This window comes from Mycobacterium sp. ITM-2016-00316, assembly GCF_002968335.2.
GTDB lineage: Bacteria > Actinomycetota > Actinomycetes > Mycobacteriales > Mycobacteriaceae > Mycobacterium.
The window spans coordinates 2,301,801-2,313,820 of the sequence record NZ_CP134398.1 but is presented as its reverse complement, the minus strand read 5'-3'; the positions used below and the strand labels follow the sequence as shown (position 1 = coordinate 2,313,820).

General features: G+C 68.7%; 12 protein-coding genes. 2 read left to right on the top strand and 10 right to left on the bottom strand.

The window, feature by feature from the left end; genetic code table 11:
• Positions 1-28: 28 nt before the first annotated feature.
• The 3 genes from C6A86_RS11085 to rimP form a co-directional block, all read right to left on the bottom strand.
• A complete protein-coding gene (locus tag C6A86_RS11085; protein ID WP_311101121.1) occupies positions 29-259 on the bottom strand; it encodes a YlxR family protein in 231 nt (76 codons plus the stop codon).
• A 167-nt stretch (positions 260-426) separates the two neighbouring features.
• A complete protein-coding gene (nusA, locus tag C6A86_RS11080) occupies positions 427-1,431 on the bottom strand; it encodes a transcription termination factor NusA (protein WP_105361444.1) in 1,005 nt (334 codons plus the stop codon).
• A complete protein-coding gene (rimP, locus tag C6A86_RS11075; RefSeq protein ID WP_105361445.1) occupies positions 1,428-1,979 on the bottom strand; it encodes a ribosome maturation factor RimP in 552 nt (183 codons plus the stop codon). Before rimP ends, nusA begins: the two co-directional genes overlap by 4 nt.
• Positions 1,980-2,115: 136 nt before the next feature.
• Between rimP and C6A86_RS11070 the strand changes: the two genes are divergently transcribed.
• Positions 2,116-2,652, top strand: coding sequence for a hypothetical protein (locus C6A86_RS11070; RefSeq protein WP_311101119.1), 537 nt, complete (start codon positions 2,116-2,118; stop codon positions 2,650-2,652).
• Positions 2,649-3,131 carry a ferritin-like domain-containing protein gene (locus C6A86_RS11065; protein WP_105366609.1) on the top strand — a complete coding sequence of 161 codons (483 nt, stop codon included), beginning with the start codon at positions 2,649-2,651 and terminating at the stop codon, positions 3,129-3,131. Before C6A86_RS11070 ends, C6A86_RS11065 begins: the two co-directional genes overlap by 4 nt.
• On the opposite strand, the gene C6A86_RS11060 is transcribed toward C6A86_RS11065, so the two are convergent.
• From C6A86_RS11060 to cobO, 7 genes are all read right to left on the bottom strand, one after another.
• A complete protein-coding gene (locus tag C6A86_RS11060) occupies positions 3,128-4,885 on the bottom strand; it encodes a proline--tRNA ligase (protein ID WP_105366621.1) in 1,758 nt (585 codons plus the stop codon). The two genes, C6A86_RS11065 and C6A86_RS11060, sit on opposite strands and share 4 nt — an antisense overlap.
• An 11-nt stretch (positions 4,886-4,896) precedes the next feature.
• The gene (locus tag C6A86_RS11055; RefSeq protein ID WP_105366608.1) at positions 4,897-5,565 is read right to left on the bottom strand and encodes a VOC family protein; all 669 of its coding nucleotides are present in this window, start codon (positions 5,563-5,565) and stop codon (positions 4,897-4,899) included.
• Positions 5,562-7,046, bottom strand: a complete 1,485-nt coding sequence (locus C6A86_RS11050) for an MFS transporter (protein ID WP_105366607.1) — start codon at positions 7,044-7,046, stop codon at positions 5,562-5,564. Before C6A86_RS11050 ends, C6A86_RS11055 begins: the two co-directional genes overlap by 4 nt.
• Before the next feature lie 167 nt (positions 7,047-7,213).
• A complete protein-coding gene (locus tag C6A86_RS11045; protein ID WP_233213285.1) occupies positions 7,214-8,704 on the bottom strand; it encodes an MFS transporter in 1,491 nt (496 codons plus the stop codon).
• A gap of 129 nt (positions 8,705-8,833) precedes the next feature.
• Positions 8,834-10,039, bottom strand: a complete 1,206-nt coding sequence (gene cobA / locus C6A86_RS11040; RefSeq protein ID WP_105366605.1) for a uroporphyrinogen-III C-methyltransferase — start codon at positions 10,037-10,039, stop codon at positions 8,834-8,836.
• Positions 10,036-11,403 carry a cobyrinate a,c-diamide synthase gene (locus C6A86_RS11035; protein ID WP_105366604.1) on the bottom strand — a complete coding sequence of 456 codons (1,368 nt, stop codon included), beginning with the start codon at positions 11,401-11,403 and terminating at the stop codon, positions 10,036-10,038. Before C6A86_RS11035 ends, cobA begins: the two co-directional genes overlap by 4 nt.
• Positions 11,400-12,014, bottom strand: coding sequence for a cob(I)yrinic acid a,c-diamide adenosyltransferase (cobO, locus tag C6A86_RS11030; protein ID WP_105366603.1), 615 nt, complete (start codon positions 12,012-12,014; stop codon positions 11,400-11,402). Before cobO ends, C6A86_RS11035 begins: the two co-directional genes overlap by 4 nt.
• Positions 12,015-12,020 lie beyond the last annotated feature (6 nt).

Here is a 12,020-nt window from a genome sequence, read left to right as displayed (position 1 = left end):
TGTGCTCATGTTCTTCGCTACCTGTTCTCTAGCCGGTGGGGCCGGATTCGCCAGCGCCTCGGGAGGCACTGAAGTACTCGACCACCGCGGATGTTTCCGGTGAACCGGTGATGCGCAACGCTCGGACGAACGCTCGCCGGCGGAGTGCCGCATCGAGGCACTGCTGGTCGGGATGCAGCCACGCACCCCGCCCGGGCAGGTTACCCGCTGAGTCCACAGTCACGGCGCAATTGCCGGGCCTGTCGGATACAGCGGCCACTCGAAGCAGTTCGACGGCCAGTTCTCGCTTCCGGCATCCCACACACGTCCGCACCGGTCCGTCTGGGCTCCGATGCGCACGAGCCGGGATGGCCGAAGTCTCGCGCTGGATCACGGCTGAGTCTACCGTTCCCGGACGTCCAGACTTCAATCGCGTGTCGGGATGCCTCACCCAGCCGCGGGTTCGGGTGCCGCATCACTGCGGATATCGATGCGCCAGCCGGTGAGGCGGGCCGCCAACCTGGCGTTCTGCCCTTCCTTGCCGATCGCCAGCGACAGCTGGAAGTCCGGCACGACCACCCGGGCCGCCCGGGTGCTCTCGTCGATGACGGTCACCGACACGACTTTGGCCGGCGACAGCGCATTGGCCACGAACCGGGCCGGGTCCTCGTCGAAATCGATGATGTCGATCTTCTCGCCGGACAGCTCGCTCATCACATTGCGGACGCGCTGCCCCATCGGGCCGATGCACGCCCCCTTGGCGTTCAGGCCCGACACCCGCGAGGCCACGGCGATCTTGGACCGGTGACCGGCCTCACGCGCCACCGCGACGATGTCCACCGATCCGTCCGCGATCTCGGGCACCTCCAGGGCGAACAGCTTGCGCACGAGGTTCGGGTGGGTTCGAGACAGCTCGATCTTGGGCTCCCGGGCACCGCGGGACACCCCGATGACATAGCAGCGCAGCCGGTCGCCGTGCTCGTATCCCTCGCCGGGCACCTGCTCGGCGGGCCGGATCATGCCGTCGGAACCCTTGGCCTCGGTGCCGACCCGGACCACCACGTTGCCGCGGGTGTTCTCCCGGGCGTCCCGCTGCACCACGCCGGCGACGATATCGCCCTCACGCGCCGAGAACTCGCCGTACATCTGCTCGTTCTCGGCATCGCGCAGCCGCTGCAGGATGACCTGGCGCGCGGTGGTCGCCGCGATGCGGCCGAATCCTTCTGGGGTGTCGTCCCATTCGTTGATCAGGTTGCCGTCGTCATCGGTTTCCCTGGCCATCACCTTGACCACACCGGTCTTGCGGTCGACGTCGATACGCGCGTCGGCCTCATGGCCCTCGGTGTGCCGATACGCGGTCAGCAACGCGGATTTGATGGTGTCCACGACGATATCGACCGAGATTCCCTTGTCGGACTCGATGGCATGAAGCGCCGCCATGTCGATGTTCATTCGTCGCCCCCCTTTCCAGACTGCTCAGACAGTTCCAACTCACGCCGATTCGGCGGCGAAAATTCAACTTGCACAAAGGCTTTGGCAATCCCGCCAACCTCGACGGGGCGGATCTCGAAGTCCTTACCCACCGCGACGACGAGGTGCACGACACCCTCGGCGGTCTGCCCGATCCGGCCCGTCAGGCTCGATCCGTCGGCGAGTACGACCTCGACCTTGCGGCCGCGGGACCGCCGGAAGTGCTTCTCGGTGGTCAACGGGCGGTCGACGCCGCGCGAGGTCACCTCCAGCACGTAGGCGCCGAAGTCCCCGGTGGCCTGCTCGGCGGCGTCCAGGGCCGCCGAGGCCACCTTCGACAAGGTGGCGATGGCATCCAGGTCGACGCCGTCCTCGGCGTCGGCGATCACGGTGAGGCGTGGCGGCCGGCCACCGCCGAACACCACATCTTCGACTTCGTAGCCCGCCCGGGTGAACTCCTCGTCGAGAAGTTCGATCACCTGCTCCCGCGACGGTAATCGCGCAGACCGCAGCGGGTCATCCGATGCCACGGCGAGCTCCTCATCTTGAGTTGTGCGGTCACATTCCCCGGTCGGCTGGACCCGGGATCGGTTAACAAACGATACGCCAGGCGCGACGCACCAATCACCAAACGAGCAGCGCCACCGAACATGGCAGGATGTGGGCGTGCCGAGCGCCCCACCCACCCTGACCCGGCGCCGCCTGCTGATCGCCGCGGTCCCCGCGACTCTGGCGGTGGGACTGCTCGCCGGGACGACGGCCTGTTCACCGCCCCCTCCACCGGCCGATCTGGCCGACCTGCAAACCCAGTTCGACCGCGCGAACGCCGACAGCCTGCTCGCCGGTGAGGCCGCGACAGCACCGCCCGGGCGGACGCTGACGCCGGACATGGTGGCCACGCTCACGGCCATCGCCGCCGAGCGCACCGCGCACGCCCGCGCCCTCGCCGACGAGATCACCCGATTGACCGACGGCCAGGCGCCCACCACGAGTGCCGCGCCGACCACCACCAGCGCCACGGCAGCGCCGGCCGCCGCACCGACTGTCGCCGCCGTCGCCAAGGCGCTTCGCGAGTCAGGCGAGGACGCCGCCCGGGTCGCCACCCAGATGGCCGGCTACCGGGCCGGGCTGCTGGGCTCCATCGCGGCCTCCTGCACCGCCGCTTATCAAGTGGCACTGGGTGATCCGGAGAAAATGGCATGACCTCGCCGCAGCCCAGTCCCGATCCCGAGCGGCCGACCGACGCCGCGCAGGCGGCGTTGTTCGACGCGGTCGCAGGCGAGCACGGCACCATCTACGGCTACGGCGTGGTGTCGGCGCATTCCACGCCCGAGGACAACGCGCTGGTCGCCGAGGCGATGGCCCAGCACCGGGCACGCCGCGAAGAGGCGCTGGTCATGCTCGCCGAACGCACGGTGACCGCGCCGCTGCCTGCCGCCGGCTATGAGCTGCCGCTGGAGGTGACCGACCCCGGCGATGCCGCCGAATTGGCGGTGCGGATGGAGTCCGACACCGCCACCGCGTGGCGGGCGGTACTGGAACAGGCGCAGACACCGGAGGATCGCCGCTTCGCGGTGACCGCGATGACGCAGGCCGCGGTGCTGGCCGCCCGCTGGAACCAGGTGCTCGGTGTCCCCCAGATCACCATGGCTTTCCCGGGCGGGCCAGAGACGACCGGCTAGGCCCGCAGCGCGGCAGCCACCTCGGCGGCGGCACCGTCGGCCGCGAGTTCGCGCACCTCGCCGGTGAACCGGTTGCGCAGTTCGACCACACCGTCGGCCCAACCCCGTCCGACCACCACGATCCACGGCATCCCGAGCAGTTCGGCGTCCTTGAACTTGACCCCGGGCGAGGCGGTGCGGTCGTCGAAGAGCACCTCGAATCCCAGCCGGGACAGTTCGCCGGCCAACTCGGTGGCGCCCTCGCGGGCGGCGGCGTCCTTGTTGGCGATCACGACGTGCACATCGAACGGTGCGACCGACGCCGGCCAGCGCAGGCCGATCTCGTCGTGCTGCTGTTCGGCGATCACCGCGACCATCCGCGAGACACCGATGCCGTAGGAGCCCATGGTGAGTCGCACCGGCTTGCCGTTCTCACCGAGCACATCGGCGCCGAACGCGTCGGCGTACTTTCGGCCCAGCTGGAAGATGTGGCCGATCTCGATACCGCGGGCCGAGGTGAGTACTCCGGCGCCGTCCGGTGAAGGATCGCCGTCGCGCACATCGGCGGCCTCGATGGTGCCGTCGGGAGTGAAGTCGCGGCCGGCGACCAGCCCCACGACGTGCTTGTTGGGCGCGTCGGCGCCGGTGATCCAGGACGTGCCGGAGACCACCCGCGGATCGACCAGATAGCGGACACCATTGTCCTGCAGGGCTTTCGGACCAACATAACCCTTCACCAGGAACGGGTTGGCGGCGAAGTCGGCATCCTCGAGGAGCGTGAACTCCGCCGGTTCGAGCGCCGCCCCGAGGCGCTTCTCGTCGATGTCACGGTCGCCGGGGACGCCGATCCCGAGCAGTTCCCACTCACCCCCGGGTTCGCGGGTCTTCATCAGGACGTTCTTGAGGGTGTCCGCCGCGGTGACCGCGCGCCCGCCGAACTGCGCCAGGTCGGCCGAATTCGCCCAGTCCACCAGGGTCGCGATGGTCGGGGCGTCGGGGGTGTCGTGGATCTGCGCGGCGGGCTGACCCTCGATGGGCACATCGGCCGGCGCCCGGGTGATCACGGCCTCGACGTTTGCGGCGTACCCGGATTCCAGGCAGCGCACGAAGGTGTCCTCACCGACCTCGCTCTCGGCGAGGAACTCCTCCGAAGCGCTGCCGCCCATGGCGCCGGACACCGCCGAGACGATGACGTACTTCACCTTCAGCCGGTTGAAGATGCGTTGATAGGCCTCGCGGTGCGCGTGGTAGGCGGTCTTGAGTCCGTCCTCGTCGACGTCGAAGGAGTAGGAGTCCTTCATGACGAACTCGCGGCCGCGCAGAATGCCTGCACGCGGACGCGCCTCATCGCGGTACTTGGTCTGGATCTGATAGAGCAGCACCGGAAGGTCCTTGTAGGAGGAGTACTCCCCCTTGACCGTCAGGGTGAACAGTTCCTCGTGCGTCGGGCCCAGCAGATAGTCGTTGTTGCGCCGGTCCTGGAGCCGGAACAGGGTGTCGCCGTACTCGGTCCACCTGTTGGTGGTCTCGTAGGGGGCGCGCGGCAGCAGCGCGGGCAGCAGGATCTCCTGGCCGCCGATCGCGTTCATCTCGCTGCGGACGATGTTCTCGATCTTGCGCAGCACCCGCAGGCCCAGCGGCAGCCAGCTGTAGATCCCGGGGCCGACGGCGCGCACGTAGCCGGCGCGGATCAGCAGCTTGTGGCTGGGGACTTCGGCGTCTGCGGGATCGTCACGCAGGGTTCGCAGGAACAGCTCGGACATACGGGTGATCACGAGCGGCAAGCCTAGTCGCGCCCCTGCCAGGTGCAGACGCACGCCTCGTTGCCTTCGGCATCGGCGAGCACCCAGAACGCGGGTGCGGCGTGATCGCTGAGCATCACACCGCCCGCGGCCAGCGCCGCCGCGATGCGCGCGGCGGCCACGTCGTGTGGGACGTCGACATCGAGGTGAATCCGATTGCGGGTCTCATGGCGTGGCGAATCCATCTGCTGGAACCAGATCGCCGGGCCGCGCCCGGCCGGGTCGAGCAGGCCCTGGTTCAGATCGGTCGTGCTGCGGGCGTCGCGGTAACCCGTCACAGCCTTCCAGAACGGCCGCACCGCGGCGATGTCGAGGGCGTCGATGGCGATCTCGAAGGCATGCAGGGCGGCGCCCCCGGGCTGCAGCTGGTGATCCGCTGCCAGCAGGACAGCGGTCAGTCGTTGCGCGAGTTCCAGATCCTGCTCGGTCACCGACCCGTCCACCTCGGACTGCACACGCAGCAACGCGCGATCTGCGCGCAGATCCAGCTGCAGATGTCCGGGCGTGGCGGCACACGCCGCGGCGGACAGCGTGGCCACCTCGGCGGCTTCGGCCAACGTGCGCACCCGCACCTGCGCGTGAATCGCCCCGAGGACCAGCCGCCAGCCCAGCGCGCCGGTGGCATCCGAGATCTGCCGGCGGGTCGGGTTCACAGTTCCCCTGCCTCGACGGCTTCCTTGGTGTGTTGTGCGCTGGCGATCTGGCCGGCGGTGAATCTGATGCCCAGTGCGGCGACACCGACCAGCACCGCGATGCCGGCCACCCACAGCAGCGAGTAGGTGTATCCGTGTCCGAGGGCGTCGAGTTGGGCGGGCGTCATATCGTGCACCGGCCCCGTCGTTCCGCCCAGGTACAGCGTGCGCGAGGTCTGCACGGCCTGGATGACGACGAGCACGATCGGGCCGCCGAGGTTGTAGACCATCAGGGTCACCGCCGACACCGGTCCGATATCCCGCGGTGCGACGTCGGCGACCGCACACAGCGGCAGCACCACCGAGATCACGCCGATGCCGAGCCCGCCCAGCACGAACAACACCACCAGATCCGGGAAGTACGGCACATCGCGTTCCAGCGTCGACCCGAACAGCATGGCGGCCAGCACCAGGCTGCCGGCACCGATGACCAGCCAGCGCGGCGCGAAGCGCGGCGCGAACCGGGTGGCGGCCAGGTTGCCGACACCCATGCCGAGCGCGAACGGGATGAAGCAGATGCCGGCGTGCAGCGCGGAGTAGCCGAGCACATCCTGGACCAGCAGGCCGATCATCACGCTGACCGTCAGCATCACGCCACCGGCCAGGAAGTACGCCACGAAGGTCGCGACCCGGCTGCGGTTGTCGAACACCGAGAACGGCACCAGCGGGTTGTCCGCACGCCGTTCGACGACGACGAAGGCGACCAGTGCCAGCACCGTCGCGGCCCCTGCGGCGAACACCCACGGATCGATCCAGCCCCGCGGCGGGCCCTGGGTGAACACCAGCACCGCCGCGGTGCAGGCCAGCGTCGCCAGCAGCGCACCGGCGACATCCAGGGTCAGCCGTTCGTGCCGGGTCTCGGCCAGCCACAGCGCGGCGACCACGATGATCGCGATGCCGATCGGCACATTGATGAGAAAGGCCCAGCGCCACGACAGCTCGGTGAGCGCACCGCCCAGGATGAGCCCGAGTACCGAGCCGATGCCCTGCATCGCCGCCGATACCGCCAGCGCCTTGTTGCGGGCGTGCCCGACGGCATAGGTGGTGGCGATCAGGGCAAGGCCGGTCGGGGCGGCCACTGCGGCGCCCAGCCCCTGCACGCCGCGCGCGGCGATGAGGGTGATCTCGTCGGTGGCCACGCCGCAGATCAGCGAGGCGATGGTGAAGGTGCCGACGCCGGCCAGGAATGCGCGCTTGTGGCCTATCGCGTCGCCGATCCGGCCGCCCAGCAGCAGCAGACCACCGAACGCGAGAACGTAGGCGGTGATGACCCAGCTCTTGCCGGCATCGGAGAGCGCCAGCTCGGCCTGCATGCGGGGCAAGGCGACGATCACGATGGTGCCGTCGAGGGTGGCCATCAACTGCATTCCGGTGATGGCCACGATGGCCGGGCCGAGAACAGTTTCCGACAGCCGCGTACCCGAACCCTGCGACCCCGACATGGCTTCCCACCCTACCGACGGCCCCAGACGGGGCAGTTATCCACAGGGTTGTGCACAAATGTGGAGGAATTACACGAGTGTGATTTCGCCGCGCACCGAGCTAGACATGCATTCCGACGAATGTCGAGAGCACACCGGGGCGAGGTCGCGCCGCCGGCGCGGGATCCTCAGCCGTCCAGCTCTCCGGCATCGATCGCGTCCTTGACTTCCTGGGCGTGCGCCACTTCCTCCGCGGTGTAGCGGATGAACAGCGCCACCGCACCCACCACGACGGCGACCGCGGCGACCCACAGCAGGCCATAGGTGTAGCCCGCGTCGAGGGCGTTGTGCTGCGCCTCGTTCATGTTCTTGACCGGGCCGGTGGTGCCACCGAGGTACAGCGTGCGCGAGGTGATGACGGCCTGGACGATGGCCAGCACGACCGGGCCACCGAGGTTCTGCAGCATCAGCGCGATCGCCGACACCGGACCGATCTCGTCGAACCCGACCCCGGCGATCGCCGACACCGTCAGCGGGACCACGATCATGCCGATGCCGAAGCCACCGACGGTGATGGGGATGACCAGATTCGGGAAGTACGGGATGTCGCCGTTGAGCGTCGAGCCGTAGATCATCGCGGCGAGCACGAACACGCCACCGGCGATGACGATCCAGCGCGGAGCGAACCGGGAGACGAGTTGTGAGGACAGACCCAGACCGACCCCGAGCGCGATCACGAACGGGATGAAGCCGATACCGGCCCTCAGGGCGCTGTAGCCCATGATGTCCTGCACGTACAGACCGATGAGCACCGTCAGGGTGAACATCACGCCGCCGGCCAGGAAGACCGCGATGAAGGTGGCCACCCGGTTGCGGTCACGGAACAGCGAGAACGGCACGACCGGGTTCTCCGCGGTGCGTTCGACGTAGAGGAACGCGAGTCCGAAAATGCAGGCCGCGGCACCGGAGCCCAGCGTGAGCGGCGACAGCCAGCCCTTCTCCGGGCCCATCGAGAATCCGAACACCGCGGCGGTGCAGAACAGCGTCGCGAGGATCGCACCGGTGGCGTCCAGCTTCATCCGGGCGCGGTGGGTCTCGGTCAGGTGCGTGCGGGCCAGGTAGAGCATGATCAGGCCGATCGGCACGTTCACCAGGAACGCCCAGCGCCAGGACACCTCGGTGAGCGCGCCGCCGACGACCAGACCCATGACCGAACCGACGCCGGTCATGGCGGCGAACACGGCGGTCGCCGAGTTCCGGGCCGGCCCCTTGGGGAAGGTGGTGGCGATCAGCGCGAGGCCGGTCGGCGAGGCGATGGCGGCGCCGACGCCCTGCAGCAGGCGCGCGATCACCAGGGTGGCCTCGTCCCACGCGACACCGCACAGCACCGAGGCGATGGTGAAGAGCGCAACACCGACGATGAAGGTGCGTTTGCGGCCGATGGTGTCGCCGAGGCGTCCACCCAGCAACATCAGGCCGCCGAAGGTCAGCACATAGGCCGTGATGACCCAGCTGCGACCTGCATCGGAGAGGCCCAGTTCGTCCTGGATCTTAGGAAGAGCCACGATCGCGACGGTGCTGTCCATCGTCGCGAGCAGCTGCATACCACCGATGGCAATAACCGCGGCAATGAAGTTCCAGGGCGGCACCCATGCCGGTAACCTGCTGTTTTGCCGCATATCCCCCCGGCCGACGTGTACTGGAAGGGCCCGGTTGCTGCCATCTGCGTCGTCCCGGCGGCTGGATTTGCGCCCAGCGTCGTTGAGAGCAGTCATACCGGGTTACCTTACAGTAATCTTAAGAATCCTTTAACTGCCGAAGCCCGCCACGGGCCCGATGACGATGATCGCGGGCGGCCGAATCCCCTCCGAACGCACCCTCTCACCGACGTCGGCAAGCGATGCACGCACCGTCCGCTGGGCGGCCGTCGTGCCGTGCTGCACCACCATCACCGGCGTATCCGCAGGTCTACCGCCCGCCAGCAACGCACCGGCGAACAGCTCGATACGTTCGACGGCCATCAGCAGCACGATCGTGCCCGACATCGCGGCCAGCGCATCCCAATTCACTAACGATTCGGGATGGTCCGGCGCAACATGGCCGCTGACCACCACGAACTCATGGGTGACGTGCCGGTGGGTCACCGGAATGCCGGCCAGGGCAGGAACCGCTATGGCGCTGGTCACACCCGGCACGACGGTGACCGGGACACCGGCCTCGGCGCACGCGATGACCTCTTCATAGCCGCGGGCGAAGACGAAGGGGTCCCCGCCCTTGAGCCGCACCACGAACTTGCCCGCCTTGGCGCGCTCGATCAGGACGTTGTTGATCGCCTCCTGCGCCATCGCGCGGCCGTACGGGATCTTCGCGGCGTCGATCACCTCCACATGCGGCCCCAGCTCGGCGAGCAGTTCCGGCGGGGCAAGCCGGTCGGCGACCACCACGTCGGCGTGCGCCAGCAGCCGCCGGCCACGCACCGTGATCAGCTCCGGGTCCCCCGGACCGCCACCGACCAGCGCCACACCCTCGCGCACCACATCGTCGGAGTCACCGCTGCGATCGGCGATGGCCCCGGTCTGCAAGGCTTCGTGGATGGCGGTGCGGATACCCGCCGAACGACGGTGCTCACCGCCGGCCAGCACGCCGACCGAAAGGCCGTCATGGTCGAAGGTTGCGGGCGTGACCGCGGTGCCCTCGATGGCCACGTCGGCACGCACACAGAAGATGCGCCGACGTTCGGCGCCCGCCACGATCTGGGCGTTGACGTCCGGGTCATCGGTGGCGGCCAGCACATACCAGGCGCCGTCGAGATCTTCGTCACGGAAGTCGCGCAACTCCAACGTCATCGGCGCGAACGCCTCCACCGATGGGGTGGCTGCACGGGCGATCACATGCACATCGGCACCGGCGGCGATCAGCAGCGGCAGCCGCCGCTGGGCCACCGTGCCCCCGCCCACCACGACGACCTTGCGGCCTTCCAGGCGCAGGCCGACCAGGTAGGCGTTCTCTGTCACCCGCCGAGCTTAAAGGTTGCGGCCGCCGCGACGAAGCGGGAGCTGGCCTGCGGGTGCGCCGCCGGATGTGTGTGCAGGTACCCGGCGTGCACACCGCCGTGCACCACTCCGTCACCGGCGCGCCGGCCGGCTGTCGAGCTGTAGCCCCAGGCGCTCGGATAGTCCTGACCGAAAGTCACTGCAGTGCGGTGAAATTCGTGTCCACTGACCCGCTCGCCGACGGTGTGTAGCGGCGATTCGGTGACCGCCACGGCATCCCGGTAACCCAGGGTGAGACGCTCGGTGAATCGCGCCGAACCGGCCAGCACCCCGCACATCGGAACCCCGTCGAGATCCTCGACCAGATAGGTCAGGCCGGCGCACTCGGCGTGCACCGGGGCGCCCGCCGCCGCCAGCGCCCGGATCTGGCCACGCACGGTCTCATTGGCCGACAGTTCGGCGGTGAACTGTTCGGGGAAGCCACCCGGGATGACCAGGGCGGCGGTGTCTTCGGGCAGCACATCGAGCAGCGGATCGAAGTCGACGACGTCGGCGCCGGCGGCGGTCAGCAGTTCCCGGTGCTCGGCGTAGCCGAAGCTGAATGCCCGCCCCGCGGCCAGCGCGACGGTCACTCCGGCGGTCCGGGGCGAGTGAAAATCCGGTGACCAGGCTTCGGCGCTGACATTGCTCGCCGCCGCGGCGACCAGGGCCGCGATATCGATGTGTTCGGCCACCAGATCCGTCATCGCCGCGACGGCACGATCGGCGAGCGCGCCGTACTCGACGGCGGTGACCAGACCGAGGTGGCGTGAGGGCACCTCGAGTTCAGCGGTGCGCGGAATCGCCCCGAGCACCGGGACCCCGGCGTGTTCGCACGCCTGGCGCAGGACCTGCTCATGGCGCGGGGAACCGACTCGGTTCAAAATGACCCCGGCCATCCGGATCGACGTGTCGTACGTCGAAAAGCCGTGCAGCAGAGCGGCAATGCTGTGACTCTGACCCCGCGCATCGACCACCAGCACGACGGGAGCGCCCAGCAACCCCGCGACGTGTGCGGTGGATCCGCGCGCCGGGCCCACCCCGTCCTCGGCGATCCGGCCGTCGAACAGCCCCATCACCCCTTCGACGACGGCGATATCGGCGCCTGCGGTGCCGTGCCGGTACAGCGGGCCGATCAACGACTCCCCCAGCATCACCGCATCCAGGTTGCGGCCGGGCAGCCCGGTGGCCAGGGCGTGATAACCCGGGTCGATGAAGTCGGGTCCCACCTTGAACGGTGCGACGCGGTGCCCGGCACGGCGCAGCGCCCCCATCAATCCCGTTGCCACGGTGGTCTTTCCGCTTCCCGATGCGGGAGCGGCGATGATGACCGCGGGGATACTCACCATTCGATGCCGCGCTGACCCTTGCGGCCGGCGTCCATAGGGTGTTTGACCTTGGTCATCTCGGTCACCAGATCGGCGGCCTCGATCAGCGCCTGCGGGGCGTCCCGGCCGGTGATCACCACATGCTGGTTGCCCGGCCGGTCGGCCAGCGTCGCGATCACCTCATCGGTGGAGATCCAGCCCCATTTGAGCGGGTAGGTGAACTCGTCGAGCACATAGAAGTCGTGGCTCTGCTCGGCGATCCGGTGTTTGATCTCGGCCCATCCGTCGCGCGCGGTCTCCGCGTGGTCGACATCGTTGCCCTGCTTGCGCGTCCACGACCAGCCCGAGCCCATCTTGTGCCACTGCACGGCCCCACCGGTGCCGTGCTCGTCGTGCAGCCGGCCGAGCTCCCGAAAAGCGCTCTCCTCGCCGACTTTCCATTTGGCACTCTTCACGAACTGGAACACCGCGATATCGAAACCCTGGTTCCAGGCCCGCAACGCCATGCCGAACGCCGCGGTCGACTTCCCTTTACCGGGACCGGTGTGCACCGCCAGCAGCGGCGCGTTGCGGCGCGCCCTGGTGGTCAGCCCGTCATTGGGCACGGTCAGCGGTTGTCCCTGTGGCACGGTGCC

Excerpts from the sequence above, each read along its gene's own strand:
- nusA (WP_105361444.1), bottom strand. The coding sequence starts at position 1,431 with ATGAACATCGACATGGCGGCGCTTCATGCCATCGAGTCCGACAAGGGA.
- C6A86_RS11065 (WP_105366609.1), top strand. The coding sequence starts at position 2,649 with ATGACCTCGCCGCAGCCCAGTCCCGATCCCGAGCGGCCGACCGACGCC.
- C6A86_RS11050 (WP_105366607.1), bottom strand. The coding sequence starts at position 7,046 with ATGTCGGGGTCGCAGGGTTCGGGTACGCGGCTGTCGGAAACTGTTCTC.
- C6A86_RS11045 (WP_233213285.1), bottom strand. The coding sequence starts at position 8,704 with ATGCGGCAAAACAGCAGGTTACCGGCATGGGTGCCGCCCTGGAACTTC.